The following is a 20681-nucleotide window of genomic DNA, read 5'->3' on the forward strand; positions in this document are numbered from 1 at the left end:
TTTTTGTGCCTACCATTCCACGGTGATCAGTTCACTTTCCCGATCGTCTACTACCCGTTTGCTGTGGCTCATCTTCGGCTGCAAGACTGTGCCATTGCCGCATTCCACCTGTGGTGTGTTGCCGGCCGTTGTTACGCTGCAGGTGGGTACAATCGTCAGACTGATACCAATCTTGCCGCTGGTGTTCTCGGCCAGCACACTGCTGCTCAACAGCAGTGTGCTGGCGATCAAAAGACTTTTCTTCATGTTTAAACTCAAAACAATACCTATCTGCAGGCCACAGCAATCAGACCTATCGGCAAAAGTGAACGGAACTTAACAGCGCGGGATAATTTTTAACGAGGGGTTAACCAGATGATTACATTATTCGGTCGCACTTTGTTAGCGCAAAATAATAGCATATTGCTTATATAATAGTCGAATTCACTGTCTGGCAGGAAAACCTCCGCCGAAGCCGGCGGAGGCCGTAATTACTGTTCTAGCACAAAGGCCGGTAGTTTCAGATGCCAACGAATGGCGGCCAGGCGGATGCCCAGCGTGATGATCATCCCCAGCATCATGGCATGCTGCAACGGCATGCCAAAGGTGTAGAACGCCGTGACGTGCACCGCTCCGCCGACGATGCAGGCGGTGGCGTAGACTTCGGTTCGCAGGATCATCGGGATCTCGCGGGCCAGCACGTCGCGGATAATCCCGCCGCCGACGCCGGTGATCACGCCCATGCAGACTGCCACCAGTGGCCCACTGCCAGCGGCGAACGCCTTATTGACGCCGATCCCCACGAACACCGCCAGCCCGATGGCATCCAGCACCGGCAGGATCCATTTCGGTAAGCGACGCGGCTGGCGTACCAACAGCAGCGTCAGCACACAGGTGATCATCGCTACCACCAGATCGGTGGGATCCTTTACCCAGAATACCGGGCCGTTGGCGAGCGCCATATCACGGATCGTCCCGCCGCCGACCGCGGTCACTACCCCCAGTACCAATACGCCAAAGGGATCCATCCGTAATTTGCCCGCCAGCAACACACCGGAAATGGCAAACACCGCAGTACCAAGAATATCCAGCCAAAATACCATCAATGGATCTCCGCCAATTGACCGCATAGTGATTGTGCCGCCAGCATGATGCGTGGCCCGGCACGGTTAAACCAATCTTCCTCAAGCGCAATCACCGGCACGTCCAACTGCGGGCCCCAGAAGGCTTTCACATTGGCGATCTGCTGGGCATTCCCGCTTATGACGATGGCCTGTGGTTTACGCACCAGCACCTGCTCCCGGCTCACCTGCGGCCAGGGCACGGGGCTATCGGCAAAGATATTCTGTGCGCCGCATAATGTCAGCACCTGGCTCTGCAACGTGGCCGCCGAACTGGTGAACAGTGGTTGGGTGCCAAACTGTAACAGCACCGGTCTTGGCGAATTGCTGGCATAGCGTGTTTTCAGCTCCTCTACCTGTTGGCGGAGGCTGGCTGCGGCCTGGTGTGCCTGTTCTGGATGAGGGCTGTACTGCGCCAACGCATCCAGCGACTGGGCGATTTCATCAATATTCTTGGCATCCGCGTAGAAAATCGGGATGCCGAAGGCGGCGAGCTGATCCAATACCCGCTGGGGGTTACCGCCACGCCAGGCGAGAACCAGATCGGGTTTCAACGCCAGGATCCGTTCCAGGTTGATCCCTTGCCAGGAGGCGACCTGCTCCAGCAGTCTGGCTGCGGGGGGATAATCGGAGTAAGCGCTGACGGCCAGCAGGGTATCCCCCATACCGGCCGCGTAGGCAAGCTCCGTGGTGCTCGGTGCCAGGCTGATCACCCGTTGGGCGGCGCTGGCAGGCAGCAGCATTCCCAGGATCAGCCAGCTCAGCAGGGCGCACAGACGCAGCTTCACATTAACCGCGCTTGGCCAGGGCTTGCAGTATGGCATTGACCATCAGCGAGGACTGCTTGGCGGCTACCGCCAGGAACTCGTCGAAGCTCATATGGGATTCGCTATCGGCAACGTCGGAAATCGCGCGTACCACCACGAATGGCGTGCCGAACTGATGGCAAACGTGGCCAACGGCGGCGGCTTCCATTTCGACGGCGGCAACGGTTGGGAAGGTGTTGCGGATGCGCGCCAGAGGCTCGGCACCGTTGATGAAGGCGTCACCGCTGCAAATCAGGCCGCGAACCGCGTTCAGGTCAAGCTGTTTGATGCAGTTTTCAGCCAGTGCGATCAACGCAGGGTCGGCAACAAACGCTGGTGGGCAACCGGCCATCTGACCCGGTTCATAGCCAAAGGCGGTCACGTCGGCGTCGTGGTAACGCACTTCTTCAGACACGACGATATCGCCCACTTTCAGCGTAGCGGCCAGGCCACCGGCGGAACCGGTATTGATCACCACATCGGGTTGGCACTGCTCCAGCAGCAGGGTGGTACCCAGCGCCGCCGCCACTTTGCCGATGCCCGATTTGAGCAGGGCGACTTCCACGCCGTTGATTTGGCCGGTATAGATCTCGCAACCCGCACGTTTCAGGGTCTGGCGGTTCGCAATTTGCTCGCGCAGCAGGGTAACTTCTTCTTCCATTGCGCCGATGATGCCTACTTTCATAAATAATACTCGCTGATAGGGTATGGAAATTGCGCCATAGTCTATCATGGCTCTGAGAGAGAGATAATCCGCAATACCGTTGCATCTGCCGCCGGGAATTGTTATCACGGAGGGAATGCGCAACGGGAGGAGAAACAGATGTCCGGGATCGACTTTAAGCAGAAGATCAGCTTTCAGCGGCCTTTTAGCAAGCCGATTGAAGCCGAAGAAGAGTACGACATCATTCGCCAGTTCGAGAGCGATCGCGGGCGCATTGTCAATTCTGCGGCGATTCGTCGTTTACAGCAGAAAACGCAGGTGTTTCCGCTGGAGCGTAACGCGGCGGTGCGCAGCCGCCTGACCCATTCAATGGAAGTGCAGCAGGTAGGGCGGCATATTGCCAAAGAGATCCTCAACCGCTTCAAACAGGACCAGCGTATTGATGCGCTCGGCCTGAGCAAGCTGCTCGATCCTTTCGAGAGCATTGTCGAGATGGCCTGCCTGATGCACGACATCGGCAATCCGCCGTTTGGTCATTTCGGTGAATCTGCCATCAACGACTGGTTCCGCCAGCGGCTCGATCCCGCCAGCTGTGGCAGTGAGCCGGGTAGTCACGATCGTTGCCAGGTAGAGGTGTTACGCCTGCATGAAGGGGAGAGCGATCTTAACCGGCTGCGCAGCCGTATTCGCCACGATCTTAGCCATTTTGAAGGTAATGCTCAGGCGATCCGCCTGGTCTATACGTTGCTGAAATTGAACCTGACCTATGCCCAGGTAGGCTGCATCCTGAAATATACCCGCCCGGCCTATTGGGCGAACGATATTCCCGCCAGCCACAGCTATCTGATGAAGAAGCCGGGGTTTTATCTGGCGGAGGAGGCTTTTGTCGATCGCTTGCGGCGCGAATTGCATATGGGAGAGTTCGACCGTTTCCCGCTCACCTATATTATGGAGGCCGCCGATGATATTTCTTACTGCGTGGCCGATCTGGAAGACGCGGTAGAAAAGAACATTTTTACCGTGGAGCAGCTGTATCAGTATTTAATCCAGGAATGGGGCGAGATTGCTCCAGGGGATCTGTTTGATAAGACCGTTGCCAGCGCGTTTCGCAAAATTGAGCGCAGCGGGGCGCGCCGCAGTTCGGAAGATCAGTTCTTTATGTACCTGCGGGTATTTACCGTCGCTAAATTGGTTCCCCATGCGGCGCAGCGGTTTATCGATAACCTGGATGCGGTGTATCACGGCCACTTTAATGGGGCATTGCTGGAGGATGCCAGCCCGGCTTGCCGCCTGCTCGCTATCTTCAAGAACGTTGCGTTCAAGCACGTGTTCAACCACCCGGAAGTGGAGCAGTTGGAGCTACAGGGTTACCGGGTGATCAACGGCCTGCTGGACATTTATAGCCCGTTGCTGGCCATGTCGCTGGCCGATTTCAGCCAGTTGGTGCGGGAAGACAGCCACCGGGCGTTCCCGATTGAGACGCGGCTGTTTCACAAGCTTTCGACCAAACACCGCCTGGCCTATGTCGAGGCGGTAGAAGGTTTGCAGCATCTTTCGGCCGAGCAGCAGGCTATTCGGGAATATTATTTCCGGGCGCGGTTGTTACAGGATTATATCAGCGGCATGACCGATCTTTATGCCTATGATGAATATCGTCGATTAATGGCGGCGGAATAAATTCATGAGACAGTCTGCGGCTTATTTTAGCGAGATAACTCTCAAGCCGGGACATTATTTCGAGTTTTGTAAAGGCCGACAATATTTATTTACTATTACCTGGCCGCACCAGTGGAACTTCAGCTAATCAGCAGGCTCTTACTAAGCACCAAGACCCGGTATTCCTTTTGAACGACTTTTAAGAGACACACAGATGAAGATGAAAAAAACAGCACTGGCTTTAAGCGCCTTGGCTTTGAGTATTGGTTTGGCAATGGGTCCGGTAACTACCGCCAACGCCGCAGAAACGGCTTCTGCCTCCACTAGCGCCCAACCGTTGCCAAGCCTGGCACCGATGTTGGAAAAAGTGATGCCTTCGGTGGTAAGCATTAACGTGGAAGGAAGTGCCGCGGTGAATGCGAAAACGCTACAGCAAATGTCGCCGTTCTGCCAGGATGGTTCACCCTTCCAGGGTTCCCCAATGTGCCAAGGTGGCGCACCGGGTGGGCCAACTACCCAGGAAGCCTTCAAAGCCCTGGGTTCAGGCGTCATCATCAACGCGGAAAAAGGCTATGTGGTCACCAACAACCACGTGGTAGACAATGCCAGCAAGATCACGGTGCAATTGAGCGATGGTCGTCGTTTTGAAGCCAAGGTGATCGGCAAGGATCCGCGTTCTGATATCGCGTTGATCCAACTGAAAGACGCCAAAAACCTGTCGGCGATCAAAATGGCCGATTCCGAGCAGTTGCGCGTGGGTGATTACACCGTGGCGATCGGTAACCCATATGGCCTGGGTGAGACCGTGACCTCCGGGATCGTTTCTGCCCTGGGGCGTAGCGGCCTGAACATTGAAAACTACGAAAACTTTATCCAGACCGATGCGGCGATCAACCGGGGTAACTCCGGCGGTGCGTTGGTTAACCTGAACGGTGAGCTGGTTGGCATTAATACCGCGATCCTGGCGCCGGACGGCGGCAACATCGGTATCGGTTTCGCCATTCCAAGCAACATGGTGAAAAACCTGACCTCGCAAATGGTGGAGTATGGCCAGGTGAAACGCGGTGAGCTGGGCATTATGGGGACCGAGCTGAACTCCGAGCTGGCGCAAGCGATGAAAGTGGACGCCCAGCGTGGCGCATTCGTCAGCCAGGTTGTGCCGAAATCCTCCGCTGCCAAGGCTGGTATCAAAGCCGGTGACGTGATTGTCACCCTGAACGGTAAGGCCATCTCCAGCTTTGCGTCGTTCCGTGCCGAAATCGGCAGCTTGCCGGTGGGCACCAAGATGGCGCTGGGCATTATCCGCGACGGTAAGCCGGTGACCATGGACGTAACGCTTGAGCAAAGCAGCCAGGAGCAGGTTGATTCCAGCAATATTTACACCGGTATTGAAGGTGCAGAACTGAGTAACAGTACCGACAAAGTGAAAGGTGTGAAGATTGAGAAGGTGAAACCTGGCAGTGCCGCCGCGCGTATCGGGCTGAAAAAAGGTGATGTGATCATGGGTGTGAACCAGCAGCCGATCAATAACCTGGGCGAGCTGCGTAAGGTGCTCGACAGCAAGCCTGCGGTGCTGGCGTTGAACATCCAACGTGGCGACTCGACGCTGTATCTGCTGATGCAGTAATGTTGTCCCGTTGTTCTAACAGGGTACGCTGCGGCGTACCTTTTTTATGGCTAAAAACTGTGCGTTTGAGCACAAACTCGTGTCCGGCTAACACGCATTTGGGCATCTGCACAATGTGCCCGTGGAGGCTCGTCGGTATGCTGAATGTTGGTTTATCATCTGACGGGGATAAGACGCAATGGCGGAATATCATCTTGATGCCAAGCTAGCCAGGGAAATTGTCGCTCGTACCATGAAAATTATTGATAGCAATATCAACGTGATGGACAACCGTGGTCGGATTATTGGCAGTGGCGATCCTGAGCGCCTGGGGGAACTGCATGAAGGGGCATTGCTGGTGTTGTCACAGGCCAGAGTGGTCGCTATCGACGATGCCGTTGCCCGTCATTTGCACGGCGTTCGGCCCGGCATTAATCTGCCGTTGCACGTTGATGGAAATATCGTTGGGGTCATCGGCCTGACTGGCGATCCGGTGCAACTGCGGCAGTACGGTGAACTGGTCTGCATGACCGCTGAAATGATGCTGGAGCAGGCGCGTTTGTTGAGCTTATTAGCGCAGGACAGCCGCTTTCGTGAAGAGTTTGTGTTGAACCTGATCCGTACGGAAGAGCTGTCACCGGCCTTGATGGAATGGGCACAGCGCCTGGGGATAGATCCCAACCAACCTCGCGTAGCGGCGGTCGTGGAGGTGGATAGCGGCCAGTTGGGGGTCGACAGCGCCATGGCCGAATTACAGCAGTTACAGGAACTGCTGACGCTGCCAGAGCGTGACAACCTGATCGCCATTGTTTCTCTCAGTGAGATGGTGGTGCTTAAACCGGCGCTGAATCACCACGGGCGTTGGGATGCCGAGGCTCACCGGCGGCGGGTGGAGAATCTGCTGGTGCGGATCAATGAAAGCAGCCGATTGCGAGTGCGCATTGCGCTCGGCAACTATTTCATTGGCCCAGGTAGCCTGGTGCGTTCCTACCGCACGGCGCGTACCACCATGGCCGTTGGCAAGCAGCGCATGCCTGAGCGGTGGGCCTATTATTATCAGGATCTGATGCTGCCGGTGTTGCTGGGCAGCCTGCGTAGCGGTTGGCAGGCGGATGAGTTGGCTCGGCCATTGGAACGTTTGAAGGCCATGGACGGGAATGGGTTGTTGCTGCGTACCTTAAACGCCTGGTTTTTGAATAATGTGCAGCCTACCGCGACTGCCAAGGCACTCTATATTCACCGCAATACGCTGGAATATCGCCTCAATCGCATTTCCGAACTGACCGGGTTGAACCTGGCCAATTTCGATGCGCGCCTGTTGTTGTATGTGGGGTTGCAGCTGGGTGAGGATTAAATCCTTCAGAGCTTTGTGGTAACTAGCTGAAAGCCATAATACAGCGGGTGGGGATCATGCAGAACGCCGACATGCCGTGAACCCGTCCGTGGGGGCCGCAATCGCGTATCCCTACCCACCTCAAGCTTTGGGTGTTGCGGCATTAAAACCACCAGCTAATACGGGATCGAGGTCCCGCTAAGAAGTGAAACAGTGGCACATTCGGTTCCCTCTCCTTGGGGAGAGGGTTAGGGTGAGGGGCGTTGCACTCAAGTAACAGGTGCCGGATTAAATACCGCCAACGCGTTGAACAAACCCCATTGATCTGACCAGGTTTGCTTGCGTCCGCTGGCGATATCCAGGATCAGTTCAAACAGTTGCCAGCCCACCTGTTCGATGGTCGCTTCCCCGGTGGCAATGGTTCCAGCGTTGATATCGATCAGATCGTGCCAACGTTCAGCCAGCGCACTGCGCGTCGCCATTTTGATCACCGGCACGGCAGTCAGGCCGTAAGGGGTCCCCCGGCCGGTAGTGAACACTTGCACCGTAATGCCGGAAGCCAGCTGCTGCGTGCCGCAAACAAAGTCGCTGGCGGGGGTGGCTGCATAAATCAGCCCACGTTTGCTGGGGCGTTGGCCGGGGGAGAGCACTTCGACAATCGTGCTACTGCCAGATTTGGCAATTGAGCCTAATGCCTTTTCCACCACGTTGGCCAAACCGCCTTTCTTGTTACCGGGTGAAGGGTTGGCGCTGCGATCGGTTTGCCCTTGATTGAGGTAATCGTCATACCAGGCCATCTCCTCCAGTAAGCGCTTGCCAACGTGTTGATCGGCGACCCGTGGGGTTAACAGGTGGATGGCATCACGCACTTCGGTGACTTCTGAGAACATCACGGTAGCCCCGCAGCGTACCAGCAGATCGGAAGCAAAACCTACCGCCGGGTTGGCCGTCACCCCGGAAAAGGCATCACTACCGCCACATTGCATCCCCACCACCAGCTCGGAGGCCGGCACGGTTTCGCGCTTGCGGCGGTTCAGGCGTTGCAGGTGCTGCTCTGCGACGGCCAGAATTTCGGCCACCATGGCCTGAAACCCAACGTGTTTCTCATCTTGCAGGCGTACAATCCGGCTTTCATCCACGGTGATGGGTTGGACATCTGGGGTTCCCTGCAGCAGGCGCTCCGGCTGCAGCTTCTCGCAGCCTAGCCCCACCACCATCACTTCGCCGCCAAAGTTCGGGTTGAGCGCCAGATTATGTAGGGTACGGACAGGTACTACCGCGGCGGGAGCGTTGATAGCGACGCCGCAGCCATAGAGATGATTCAGACCTACCACACCGTCGACGTTGGGATATTTCGCCAGCAGGTCGCGTTCAATGATTTTCACCACATAATCCACTACACCGGCCACGCAGTGCACGCTGGTGGTGATAGCCAACAGGTTCTTGCTGCCAACGCTGCCGTCGGCATTACGGTAACCTTCAAAGGTATAACCTTCCAGGGGCGGTAATGCCTGGGGCACATTGTTGGCGAGTGGCAGGCTGGCCAACTCGGGGGCCGGGGGAAGCAGCACCAGCGATTCATCAATCCAGCTGCCACGGAGAATATCCCGTGCGGCAAAGCCAATCACTTCGCCATAGCGCAAAATAGTGCTGCCTTGAGGAATATCTTGCAACGCAACTTTGTGCCCTTGAGGAATATGCTCCAATAATGTCAGACCGCAAGGGAAGCTTGCTCCTTTAGGCAGCCCATGGTCGTTAACCACAATGGCGACGTTATCTTGCCGATGAACCTGAATATAGCGCGGTAATGTTTTAATACTGCCAACTGCATATTCTGACATAGTGAAACCTCACGCACTCTGACTTATCTACGCCGTGGGTAATAATCGAAAGACTGGCTCAGCAAAAAGCATAACATTCGCTATCGTGTCGGGCATTATGCAAATGACCTAGATTTGGCGCTTTCCGGACGTCAATCTTTGGCATTGTGCCAACCCGCTGTGAGATAGTTCACGCAACCGCAGGATCCGTGAGCCAGCCCGCGCCCGATTGGGCATACGCCATAAATAAGCCGCCATATTAGCCCTGTTATTGGGTTATTTGCCCGATGAGTCCAGGCAGTCTGTTCCCTATACTTTTCTCTACCAAGCGTTAATGCGTTTAAAAATTGCCGATGCCGTATTAATCGAACTGCTCAAAAAAGGCTGCAATTTAATTTAAACCTTTCGTTCTGAGATATTTTTAGCCTGTGGATTTCAAGTCGTAGCTTGAAAGAAGGCGGGGATATATCGGTCTTTCAGGATGAATATAGTAATGCAGGAGAGCATCATGTCTACTATCAGCGCTGCCAACAGTGCCATCAAGCGAACCAATAAGCGTTACTGGATCGTGGTAATGCTGTTTATTGTCACCTCATTTAACTATGGCGATCGTGCCACGCTTTCCATTGCCGGTACCGCAATGGCTCAGGATATTGGCCTCGATCCGGTCGGAATGGGCTATATCTTTTCGGCGTTTTCCTGGGCCTATGTGATTGGTCAGATCCCCGGTGGCTGGTTACTGGATCGCTTCGGCTCCAAACGAGTCTATTTCTGGAGCATCTTCATCTGGTCGCTATTTACCTTGCTGCAAGGTTTCGTGGATATCTTCAGCGGTTTAGGCATCGTGGCGGCGCTGTTCGCCCTGCGCTTCCTGGTCGGCCTGGCAGAAGCACCGTCATTCCCCGGAAACAGCCGGATTGTAGCCGCCTGGTTCCCTGCCCATGAACGTGGCACGGCGGTATCGATCTTCAACTCGGCCCAGTACTTTGCCACGGTGATCTTCGCGCCGATCATGGGCTGGCTGACGCATGCGGTCGGTTGGTCGCACGTGTTCTTCTTTATGGGCGGGCTGGGCATCATCCTGAGCTTTGTCTGGCTCAAAGTGCTGCACGATCCCAAAGATCACCCCAGTATCAACCAGGCCGAACTGGACTATATCGAAGCCGGTGGTGCCTTGATCAATATGGATCAGAAGCAGGCCACACAGGTGAAGGTCAAAGGCGAGAAGTGGTTCCAGATCAAGCAGCTGCTGCAATCACGCATGATGATTGGGGTCTATATCGGCCAGTACTGCATCAACGCGCTGACCTATTTCTTTATCACCTGGTTCCCGGTGTATCTGGTGCAGGCGCGGGGTATGTCGATCCTCAAGGCTGGTTTTGTCGCCTCGGTTCCGGCCATCTGTGGTTTTGTCGGTGGAGTGCTCGGCGGCGTGATTTCCGACTACCTGATGCGCCGGACCCAGTCGCTGACCTTCGCCCGTAAAACGCCGATCGTGCTGGGCATGCTGTTGTCGATGTCGATGATCTTCTGCAACTACGTTGAAACCGAGTGGATGGTGGTGGGCATCATGGCCGCAGCGTTCTTCGGCAAGGGACTGGGCGCGCTGGGTTGGGCTGTGATGGCGGATACCGCCCCGAAAGAAATCAGCGGCCTGAGCGGTGGCCTGTTCAATATGTTCGGCAACATCTCCGGCATTGTCACGCCGATCGCCATCGGCTACATCATTGGTACCACCGGATCCTTTAACGGCGCGCTGGTCTACGTCGGGTTCCATGCGCTGTTGGCGGTGGCCAGTTACCTGTTCATCGTGGGAGAAATCAAGCGTATCGAGTTGCAACCGATGGCGAAGGCCAGCAGGCAATGACACGGCGGCGAGTTTGGTAAATGAACCCACAATTCTGAGGACATCTTGATGACTACAGCACCAAAAATTACCACCATGCAGGTTGTGCCGGTGGCCGGTTACGACAGCATGCTGCTCAATCTCAGCGGCGCTCACGCCCCCTTTTTCACCCGTAATATCGTGATCTTGCAGGATAATGCCGGTAACACCGGGCTAGGGGAGATCCCAGGAGGGGAGAAAATCCGCCAGACCCTGGAAGAGGCCCAGCCCCTGGTGGTTGGTAAAACCCTGGGGGAATACAAGAACGTGATGAACCGGGTGCGTGAGCGTTTTGCCGATCGTGATGCCAGCGGACGCGGTCTACAAACCTTCGATTTGCGTACCACCATCCACGTGGTGACCGGCATTGAGGCCGCGATGCTGGATCTGCTGGGGCAGTTCCTTGATGTACCGGTAGCCGCCCTGTTGGGGGATGGGCAGCAGCGTGACTCGGTGGAAATGCTCGGTTATCTGTTTTATATCGGCGATCGCAACAAAACGCCGCTACCTTACCAGAGCCAGCCGGATGAAGCCTGCGACTGGTACCGCCTGCGTCATGAACAAGCGCTGACGCCGCAAAGCATTGTGCGCCTGGCGGAGGCGGCGTTTGATAAGTATGGCTTCAACGATTTCAAGCTAAAGGGCGGCGTATTGGCAGGTAGTGAAGAGGCCGAGGCCGTCACGGCGTTGGCGCAGCGCTTCCCTCAGGCGCGTATTACGCTCGATCCCAACGGAGCCTGGTCACTGCAGGAGGCGATCATGCTCGGTAAACAGCTGCGTCATGTGCTTGCCTATGCCGAAGATCCCTGCGGGGCGGAGCAGGGCTTCTCGGGGCGGGAAGTGATGGCGGAGTTCCGCCGTGCCACCGGCCTGCCTACCGCGACCAATATGATCGCCACGGACTGGCGGCAGATGGGGCATACGCTGCAGTTACAGTCGGTGGATATCCCCTTGGCGGATCCTCATTTCTGGACCATGCAGGGATCGGTGCGCGTCGCCCAGATGTGCCATGAGTTCGGCCTGACCTGGGGCTCACACTCCAATAACCACTTCGATATCTCGTTGGCGATGTTCACCCATGTGGCTGCGGCGGCACCGGGTAACATTGCGGCAATCGACACCCATTGGATCTGGCAGGAGGGCAACCAACGGCTGACGCGGGAACCGTTGCAGATTGTCGGTGGCCGCGTGCAGGTTCCGCAACGGCCAGGGTTGGGGATCGAACTGGATCGGGATCGGCTGATGCAGGGCCATGAGCTTTACCAGAAGCACGGGCTTGGGGCACGCGATGATGCGCAGGGCATGCAGTATCTGATCCCTGGCTGGGTATTTGATAACAAGCGCCCTTGCCTGGTGCGTTAATCCGTCTATAGAGGACATTTCATGAAGAGCTGCCATAACCCTTTTCGCCAGTCGCTGTTGGCGGGCGAAACCTTGATCGGCTGCTGGTCTGCGCTTGCCAACCCGATCTCCACCGAAGTTCTGGGGCTGGCCGGTTTCGACTGGCTGGTACTGGATGGCGAGCATGCGCCGAATGACATTGGCACTTTTGTGCCGCAACTGATGGCGCTGAAAGGTAGCCCCAGCGCTGCGGTGGTTCGGCCGCCCTGCAACGAGCCGGTGATTATCAAGCGCCTGCTGGATATCGGTTTCTACAACTTTCTGATCCCGTTTGTGGAAAGTGCCGAGCAGGCGCAGCAGGCGGTAGCGTCGACGCGTTATCCCCCTGCGGGGATCCGTGGGGTTTCCGTTTCGCACCGCAGCAACGGTTACGGCACCGTGTCGGACTATTTCGCCCAGATCAACCAGCAAATTGCGGTGCTGGTGCAGATCGAAAGCCAGCAGGGGGTCGATAACCTGGACGCGATAGCTGGTGTTGAGGGCGTTGACGGCATCTTTGTCGGGCCGGGGGATCTTTCCGCCGCTTTGGGGTATCTCGGCCAGCCAAATCACCCAGAGGTGCAGGCGGTGATCCGTCATATTTTCGAGCGTGCCAGCGCGCACGGAAAAGCCAGCGGCATCTTGGCACCGGCTGAGGCTGATGCCCGCCGTTATCTGGAATGGGGAGCCAGGTTCGTGGCCGTCGGCAGCGATCTCGGCATATTCCGCACGGCCACACAGGCTTTGTGCGATCGGTTTAAACAGGGTGTTGAATAAGGAGAGTGGGATGAAAATTGGATTTATTGGTTTGGGGATTATGGGGAAACCCATGAGCAAAAATCTGCTGCAGGCGGGTTATTCGCTGGTGGTAATGGATCGCAATGCCGAAGCGGTGGCGGAATTGAGCGCACTGGGTGCCGATGTGGCCGCCACGCCAAAAGCGGTGGCCGCATTGAGCGATATCGTGATCACTATGCTGCCTAACTCACCGCAGGTGCGGGAAGTGGCATTGGGAGAAAATGGTCTGATTGAGGGAGCCAAAGCGGGTAGCGTGCTGATCGACATGAGTTCTATTGCCCCGTTGGCAAGCCGTGAAATCAGCGAAGCCCTGGCAGCCAAACAGATTGCCATGCTCGATGCACCGGTGAGCGGCGGTGAGCCTAAGGCAATTGATGCCACGCTGTCGGTGATGGTGGGTGGTGATAAAGAGGTGTTTGATCGCTGTTTTGACGTGATGAAAACCATGGCCGGTTCGGTGGTGCACACCGGCGATATTGGCGCTGGCAACGTCACCAAACTGGCGAACCAGGTGATAGTGGCGCTGAATATTGCGGCCATGTCCGAGGCGCTGGTGCTGGCCACCAAGGCAGGAGTTAATCCAGATCTGGTTTTCCAGGCGATCCGTGGCGGGTTGGCGGGTAGCACAGTGTTGGAAGCCAAGGCACCGATGGTTATGGATCGCAATTTCAAACCGGGTTTCCGCATAGATTTGCACATCAAGGACCTGGCCAACGCGCTGGATACCTCCCACGGCGTGGGGGCACAGCTACCGCTTACTGCTGTGGTGATGGAAATGATGCAGGCACTGCGCGCCGACGGGCTGGGCAATGCCGATCACAGCGCACTGGCGTGTTATTACGAAAAGTTGGCCAAGGCAGAAGTCACTCGATAAGGTCAGTGAGCTGGCGGAATGCTGGTTAGCCCCTCACCCCAACCCTCTCCCACAGGGAGAGGGAGCTGTTAGCCCCTGCTCTTTTGCAAATAAACGGGTTATCTCAGCAAACTCGATTATCCCCTCATTCAAGGTAATTCACCGAATTTTCAGACTCACTCGTTTGTCCTCTCATCCAAAGTACATCACTGAATTTTCAGACTCACTCGATCGGTCCCCTCTCCCTGTGGGAGAGGGTTAGGGTGAGGGGCATCTAGCTTATCCCAACAGGAACTTCGCTTCCGTCTCCACCAGCTCAATCTCATCCAACAGCTCCAGCCATTCTGGCTCCAAATCGCCGCTGCTGGTACCCTGACGCAGTTGCTGCTCAAGATAGAAACACAGTTGCTTAAGGCGCGGGACGCCGCTGTAGCTGCAACTGCCGTGCAGCTTGTGGATCAGATCGAGTATGGTGTCGTCCTCTTCCCCTTCCAGCACGGCTTTTACCCGACCGCTGACCTGTGGCAGGAACTCGATCAGCATCTGCAACAGATCGCGCGCCAGATCCTCTTTATTGGCGGCTTGGCGCAATGCCAGCGGCCAATCCAGCGATAACGGTGGTTCGGCCGGGCTACGCGGCTGGGCTGACTCTGGTTCAAGCTCGACGGTGTGATATCGGGAGAGCACCCGCGTCAGCATGGCTTCGTCAATCGGCTTGGCCAGATAGTCATCCATGCCAGCCTGCAACAGGTGTTCGCGCTCGCCGCTCACCGCATGGGCGGTAACCGCGACGATCGGCGTGGAGTTGTGATGCGGCATCTGACGGATCAGCTCACTGGCGCGGATGCCGTCAATGTTCGGCATCTGAATATCCATCAGGATCATATCCAGCACGTTATCACGTGCCAGCACGATGGCCTCCTCACCGCTTTCGCACAGCAGCGTTTTTTCTACCTGTTCGGCCAGCAAGGCACCGATCAGCTTCAGGTTGGCCGGGTTATCATCGACTGCCATCACCGTCAGCGGTAAGCGTTTATGTACCGTTGGCGCATTCTGACGCAGCGGGGTCTCCAGACGCAGTAACGGATACAGGCGATTACTACTGATGGGTTTGGTCAAGCAGCCGATAGCGCCCAGCTTTTTCATTTTTTCGGCATCGATCTGCGACTGGCTAGGCACCGCCAGGATCACCCGATCGGCGAGGTTCAGCGACTCCAGCAGCTTGTCCTTATGCAGGCCGATACCGTCCCGGTAAGGGATCGGTACGCCCACCAGCAGGAAATCGTAATGATTTTTCGGCAATTGTCCCAGGGTCGGTGAATGGGTCACCACCAGATGGGTGACGCTCAACATATTCAGTGTGGCCTGGGCCGCCGTTGGGTTGGCTTCGATATAGGCCAGCGTTTTACCGCGCAGATCCGGCAGACTAGGCGGCAGCGACAACATGCCTTCGTTGAGATCGAGGGTAATATGGAACCAGAAGGTCGAGCCACGATTGAGCTGGCTGTGGAAGTTGATATCGCCCCCCATCTCTTTCACCAGTTTCTGGGTGATCACCAGGCCCAGACCGGTACCGCCATGGCGGCGCGAGATGCTGGCGTCTGCCTGGCGGAAGGCCTGGAACAGTTGCGATTGCTGGCGTTCAGAAATCCCGATGCCGGTATCGTGGATCTGCACCTCCAGTTCCACCTGGCGTTCCAGCTGGTTACGTAGCTCGACGCGGATATCGATATTGCCGGTTTCGGTGAACTTCACCGCATTGCCGAGTAGATTGGTAATCACCTGCTGTAGCCGCAGTGAATCGCCAATCACCTGTTCTGGCACATCGTTTTGCACATCCAGGGTCAGCTCCAGCCCTTTTTCGTGTGCGCTAGGGGCCAGCAGCACCAGCACCTCATCCAGCGTTTCACGCAGCGAGAACGGAATGTGTTCCAGGATCAGCTTGCCTGCCTCCAGCTTGGAGAAGTCCAGCACGTCGTTGATGATGGTCAGCAGGTTGTTGGCCGAGCGTTCGATAGTTTGCAGGTAGTCGGTCTGGGTAGCGCTCAGGTCGGTTTTCAGCGTCTGGCGGGTAAAGCCGATCACCCCATTGAGCGGGGTACGCAGCTCATGGGACATATTGGCCAGGAATTCGGATTTGATACGGGCAGCTTCCTGCGCGCGCTTCTTCGCCAGATCCAGCTCAACGTTCTGGATCTCCATTTGCTCCAGCGTTTCACGCAGATCGGAGGTGGCCTGGTCGATGTTCTGCTGCATCTCTTCGTGATAGGCGGTCAGCGACATCGCCATCGAGTTGATGCCGTTTTTCAGCATTTGCAGCTCGCCGAGCATAAAACCTTCTACCCGGCTATCCAACTGGCCGCGGCGGATACGGTCGACGGTATTGACCATATTGCGGATCGGGCCGGTGACGTCGCGCATCAGGCGGTAGGCAAACAGAATGGCGATACACATACACAGCAGCAACAGCAGGGTAGAAACGAACACCTCTTTATATTGCTGCAGGCGTACCGATTGCAGGTCCAGTTCGATTGCCACATAGCCAAGATTGCTGTCGGGATGTACTTCCTCGCTGGCGTTTTCGTCCGGGAACTGTGACTCCGACAGGATTGGCGTGCGCAGGATCAGTGAATCGCCGCGCCGGGTCAGCATCATATCGGTGGGCATCGGCACACCTTTGGGCAACTGCAACTGGGTATAATTGTGATGATAGTTGGAGGTGACAAACAGGTTGTTCTGCGCATCAAACACGGTGATCGCCCGGACGATATCCGAATGGCGGCGATGCAGCAGGCTGACCAGTTGCCGGACCGACTCACGGCTGCGGAAGGTCATACCATATTCGCTGGCGACGGCCAGAGGTTCTATGATGCTGGCACCGGCATCGACCAATTGCTCCTGCAACTCGTTGTAGCGATGCACTACAAAGAAGGTGCTGAGCAGCAGACCGATCAATAAAGTCGGTGCCAGGATCAGGATCATCATGCGCGCGCGCAAGCTGTATTTGGTCATGGGATTCCAATGTGGGAGAATTGGAGGCTAATCTTAAGCTTAATTAACCAACACACAATCAATAATTATGGCGCAATTCTACTCTCCGAAACGCCGCGTGACGACCCGGCAAGCTTCACAAATATTCACGGTGACGGTAACGGACCTCGATCCATTTGGCCAGGGAGTGGCGCGCCATGAAGGCAAAACGGTATTTGTCCCCGGAGTTTTACCGGGAGAACAGGCCGAAATCCAGTTAACGCAGGACAAACGACAGTTTGCCAAAGGTAAGCTCAGGCAACTGTTGAATTGCAGCATACAACGTGTTGAGCCGCGCTGCCCACACTTTGGTGTGTGCGGAGGTTGTCAACAGCAGCATGTTTCCGAGGCGTTACAACAGCAAAGCAAGGCGGCGGCGCTGGGGCACTTGATCTGCCGCGAAACCGGGGTGACACCGCAGCAGGAACCGGTGATTGCCGGGCCACAGTATGGCTACCGTCGGCGGGCGCGGCTGGGATTACAGTGGCAGCCTCGGCAGCACCGTTTGCTGATGGGTTTTCACCAGGCTGCATCGTCCGATCTGGTGGCGGTGAAGCAGTGCCCGGTATTGGCACCGGAACTGGAACGGCTACTGGTGCCGTTATATCAATGTCTGAGCGGCCTGCAGGCGGTAAAGCGTCTGGGTCATGCGGAGCTGGTATTGGCGGATAACGGCCCGGTGCTGGTGTTGCGCCACCTGGATACGCTCAAGCAGGGCGATCGTCAGGCTTTGCAGCACTTCGCCCTGCAGAATGCTACCGCCGTTTATTTGGCACCAGACAGCGATCGGCTGGAAAAACTGTGCGGTGAAGCGCCGTATTATCAGGTTGACGGGCTACGCTTAGACTTTAATCCGCGCGACTTTATTCAGGTTAATGATGCGGTAAATCAGCAAATGGTGGCTCAGGCCCTTGAATGGCTGGAGATTGAGCCCAATGATCGCATATTGGATCTGTTTTGTGGCATGGGCAACTTTACCCTGCCGCTGGCCAAGCGGGCCAAAGCGGTAGTCGGGATTGAAGGTGTTGCCACGCTGGTAGCGAATGGGCAATATAATGCCCATAGGAATAGGCTCAGTAATGTCTCCTTTTTCCATGAAAATCTGGAAGATGACGTTGCGCGACAACCATGGGCAGCACAGGGATTTGATAAGGTGATGCTGGATCCAGCCCGTGCAGGCGCGGCTGGGGTGATGTCACATATTGTAAAACTGGCGCCAGGGCGCGTGGTGTATATATCCTGTAACCCCACGACGTTGGCACGCGACAGCAAAGTGTTGCTGGACGCCGGTTATCGTCTTGCACGTGTGCGGATGTTGGATATGTTCCCGCACACGGGGCATCTTGAATCCATGGCGCTGTTTATCCACGGGTCGCGGAAAAAGTAGGGAGAAGTTATGGTCGCGGTAAGAACTGCACATCTGAATACGGCGGGTGAATTCGCGCTTGATGACTGGATTGCCAGCCTGGGGCTTCCCAACCCGCAGTCAGGTGAGCGATTGGCCGCAACCTGGCGTTACTGTGAACAGCAGACGAAAGACCATCCCAACGCGCCATTACTGCTATGGCGTGGCCTGGAAATGGTGGAGATCCTCTCGACCCTCAGCATGGATAACGACAGTATGCGCGCGGCGCTGCTGTTCCCGCTAGTGGACGCGGCGATTGTTCCTGAAGCCACTCTTACCGAAGAGTTCGGGGCCGGCATTACCTCCCTGGTGCACGGCGTACGCGATATGGATGCCATCCGCCAACTGAAAGCCACCCACAACGACTCGATGGGCTCCGAGCAGGTCGATAACGTGCGCCGCATGCTGCTGGCGATGGTGGAAGATTTCCGCTGCGTGGTGATCAAGCTGGCAGAGCGCATTGCCCACCTGCGTGAAGTGAAGGATGCGCCGGAAGACGAACGCGTGCTGGCGGCCAAAGAGTGTTCCAATATTTACGCCCCGCTGGCCAACCGCCTGGGCATCGGCCAGTTGAAGTGGGAACTGGAAGACTTCTGTTTCCGCTATCTGCATCCTGATGAATACAAACGCATTGCCAAACTGCTGCATGAACGCCGTATCGATCGCGAGCAGTTTATTGATGACTTCGTGGCTTCATTGCATAACGCGATGGAAATTGAAGGGGTCAAGGCGGAGATTTATGGCCGCCCGAAACACATTTACAGCATTTGGCGCAAGATGCAGAAGAAATCGCTGGCGTTCGACGAGCTGTTCGACGTGCGTGCGGTGCGCGTGGTGGTGGAGCGTCTGCAGGATTGCTATGCGGCGTTGGGCATCGTCCATACCCATTTCCGCCATCTGCCGGATGAGTTTGACGACTACGTCGCCAACCCGAAACCGAACGGCTATCAGTCGATCCATACTGTGGTGCTCGGGCCGCGTGGCAAAACGCTGGAGATCCAGATCCGCACCCGCCAGATGCACGAAGATGCCGAACTGGGCGTTGCTGCACACTGGAAATACAAAGAAGGCGCGGTGGTTACGGCGCGTTCCGGCTACGAAGAACGTATTGCCTGGCTGCGTAAGCTGATCGCCTGGCAGGAAGAGATGGCGGATTCGGGCGAAATGCTCGACGAAGTGCGCAGCCAGGTGTTTGACGATCGTGTCTACGTGTTTACGCCGAAGGGCGACGTGGTGGATCTGCCTGCCGGTTCCACGCCGCTCGACTTTGCCTACCATATCCACAGCGACGTCGGCCACCGCTGTATAGGTGCCAAGATCGGTGGCCGTATCGTGCCCTTTACCTATCAGTTGCAGATGGGGGATCAGATTGAAATCATCACCCAGAAGCAGCCGAACCCCAGCCGTGACTGGCTGAACCCGAACCTGGGCTATGTCACCACCAGCCGTGGGCGCTCCAAGATCCACAACTGGTTCCGTAAGCAGGATCGCGATAAAAACATCCTGGCCGGGCGGCAGATGCTGGACAATGAGCTGGAACACCTCGGTATCAGCCTGCGGGAAGCCGAAAAGCTGCTGATCCCACGTTATAACGTCAACTCGCTGGATGAAGTGTTGGCGGGCATTGGCGGCGGCGATATCCGTCTGAACCAGATGGTGAACTTCCTGCAGGGCAAGCTCAACAAGCCTAGCGCCGAGGAGCAGGATCGCGAAGCGTTACGCCAACTGACCCAGCAGAAAGCCCCGGCAACGTCGGCCCGCAGCAAAGATAATGGCCGCGTGGTGGTCGAAGGCGTCGGCAATCTGATGCACCACATTGCCCGCTGCTGCCAGCCGATCCCGGGTGACGACATCGTCGGCTTTATCACCCAGGGGCGTGGGATTTCGATCCACCGTGCGGATTGCGATCAATTGGCGGAGCTACAGTCTCACGCGCCGGAACGTATCGTGGATGCGGTCTGGGGGGAAAGCTACTCCAGCGGTTATTCGCTGGTGGTGCGCGTCGTGGCCAACGATCGCAGCGGACTGCTGCGTGATATCACCACCATCCTGGCCAACGAGAAGGTCAACGTATTGGGCGTCGCCAGCCGCAGCGACACCAAAAAGCAGCTGGCCACCATCGATATGGACATCGAAATCTATAACCAGGTGGTGCTGGGCCGCGTGCTGGCCAAGCTCAACCAACTGCCGGATGTGATAGACGCCAAACGCCTGCACGGCGCTTAATACCCTTCGTCTTTCAAGTTGTATCGTTGTTGGCTGCGAACGTCTAGATACAACTCGAAATCCATTGGGTATTACTTATCGTGCAGGCATCATATTTTGTGCGAGTTTTTTAGATAGAG

General features: G+C 56.3%; 15 protein-coding genes. 9 read left to right on the top strand and 6 right to left on the bottom strand.

What is annotated here, in order from left to right:
- Window positions 1-9: 9 nt before the first annotated feature.
- The 4 genes from ABIE29_RS02630 to mtnN all read right to left on the bottom strand — a co-directional run bounded on the left by ABIE29_RS02630 (window position 10) and on the right by mtnN (window position 2591).
- Complete coding sequence (locus tag ABIE29_RS02630; protein ID WP_429616688.1) at window positions 10-246, bottom strand: hypothetical protein; 237 nt, start codon at window positions 244-246, stop codon at window positions 10-12.
- A gap of 224 nt (window positions 247-470) precedes the next feature.
- Window positions 471-1085, bottom strand: a complete 615-nt coding sequence (locus ABIE29_RS02635) for a TRIC cation channel family protein (RefSeq protein ID WP_429616689.1) — start codon at window positions 1083-1085, stop codon at window positions 471-473.
- Window positions 1082-1888, bottom strand: coding sequence for a vitamin B12 ABC transporter substrate-binding protein BtuF (gene btuF / locus ABIE29_RS02640; protein ID WP_429616690.1), 807 nt, complete (start codon window positions 1886-1888; stop codon window positions 1082-1084). The genes ABIE29_RS02635 and btuF overlap by 4 nt, the downstream gene beginning before the upstream one ends.
- Window position 1889: 1 nt before the next feature.
- Window positions 1890-2591, bottom strand: a complete 702-nt coding sequence (gene mtnN, locus ABIE29_RS02645) for a 5'-methylthioadenosine/S-adenosylhomocysteine nucleosidase (RefSeq protein WP_429616691.1) — start codon at window positions 2589-2591, stop codon at window positions 1890-1892.
- A 138-nt stretch (window positions 2592-2729) separates the two neighbouring features.
- On the opposite strand from mtnN, the gene dgt reads away from it, so the two are divergent.
- The 3 genes from dgt (at window position 2730) to ABIE29_RS02660 (ending at window position 7186) form a co-directional block, all read left to right on the top strand.
- The gene (gene dgt / locus ABIE29_RS02650; RefSeq protein WP_429616692.1) at window positions 2730-4247 is read left to right on the top strand and encodes a dGTPase; all 1518 of its coding nucleotides are present in this window, start codon (window positions 2730-2732) and stop codon (window positions 4245-4247) included.
- Between the two features lie 199 nt (window positions 4248-4446).
- Complete coding sequence (gene degP / locus ABIE29_RS02655; protein WP_429616735.1) at window positions 4447-5853, top strand: serine endoprotease DegP; 1407 nt, start codon at window positions 4447-4449, stop codon at window positions 5851-5853.
- Window positions 5854-6031: 178 nt separating this feature from the next.
- Window positions 6032-7186 (top strand): CdaR family transcriptional regulator, encoded by a 1155-nt coding sequence (locus ABIE29_RS02660; RefSeq protein WP_429616693.1) that lies wholly within the window; start codon window positions 6032-6034, stop codon window positions 7184-7186.
- A gap of 248 nt (window positions 7187-7434) precedes the next feature.
- Here ABIE29_RS02660 and garD read toward each other — a convergent pair whose 3' ends face one another.
- Window positions 7435-9006 carry a galactarate dehydratase gene (gene garD / locus ABIE29_RS02665; protein ID WP_429616694.1) on the bottom strand — a complete coding sequence of 524 codons (1572 nt, stop codon included), beginning with the start codon at window positions 9004-9006 and terminating at the stop codon, window positions 7435-7437.
- Window positions 9007-9493: 487 nt separating this feature from the next.
- On the opposite strand from garD, the gene ABIE29_RS02670 reads away from it, so the two are divergent.
- From ABIE29_RS02670 to garR, 4 genes are read left to right on the top strand one after another with little or no spacing between them, the layout of a single operon-like run.
- The gene (locus tag ABIE29_RS02670; RefSeq protein WP_429616695.1) at window positions 9494-10852 is read left to right on the top strand and encodes an MFS transporter; all 1359 of its coding nucleotides are present in this window, start codon (window positions 9494-9496) and stop codon (window positions 10850-10852) included.
- A gap of 48 nt (window positions 10853-10900) precedes the next feature.
- Window positions 10901-12232: a glucarate dehydratase gene (gene gudD / locus ABIE29_RS02675; protein WP_429616696.1), complete on the top strand. Its 1332-nt coding sequence runs from the start codon at window positions 10901-10903 to the stop codon at window positions 12230-12232.
- A 21-nt stretch (window positions 12233-12253) separates the two neighbouring features.
- Window positions 12254-13027, top strand: coding sequence for a 2-dehydro-3-deoxyglucarate aldolase (gene garL / locus ABIE29_RS02680; protein WP_429616697.1), 774 nt, complete (start codon window positions 12254-12256; stop codon window positions 13025-13027).
- 10 nt (window positions 13028-13037) lie between these two features.
- Window positions 13038-13922, top strand: a complete 885-nt coding sequence (gene garR / locus ABIE29_RS02685; protein ID WP_429616698.1) for a 2-hydroxy-3-oxopropionate reductase — start codon at window positions 13038-13040, stop codon at window positions 13920-13922.
- A 258-nt stretch (window positions 13923-14180) separates the two neighbouring features.
- Here garR and barA read toward each other — a convergent pair whose 3' ends face one another.
- Window positions 14181-16913 carry a two-component sensor histidine kinase BarA gene (barA, locus tag ABIE29_RS02690; RefSeq protein ID WP_429616699.1) on the bottom strand — a complete coding sequence of 911 codons (2733 nt, stop codon included), beginning with the start codon at window positions 16911-16913 and terminating at the stop codon, window positions 14181-14183.
- Window positions 16914-16980: 67 nt separating this feature from the next.
- On the opposite strand from barA, the gene rlmD reads away from it, so the two are divergent.
- Complete coding sequence (gene rlmD / locus ABIE29_RS02695; protein WP_429616700.1) at window positions 16981-18318, top strand: 23S rRNA (uracil(1939)-C(5))-methyltransferase RlmD; 1338 nt, start codon at window positions 16981-16983, stop codon at window positions 18316-18318.
- A 9-nt stretch (window positions 18319-18327) separates the two neighbouring features.
- Window positions 18328-20562: a GTP diphosphokinase gene (gene relA, locus ABIE29_RS02700; protein WP_429616701.1), complete on the top strand. Its 2235-nt coding sequence runs from the start codon at window positions 18328-18330 to the stop codon at window positions 20560-20562.
- Window positions 20563-20681 lie beyond the last annotated feature (119 nt).

Source organism: Serratia sp. 2723 (genome assembly GCF_050434425.1).
Taxonomy (GTDB): domain Bacteria; phylum Pseudomonadota; class Gammaproteobacteria; order Enterobacterales; family Enterobacteriaceae; genus Chania.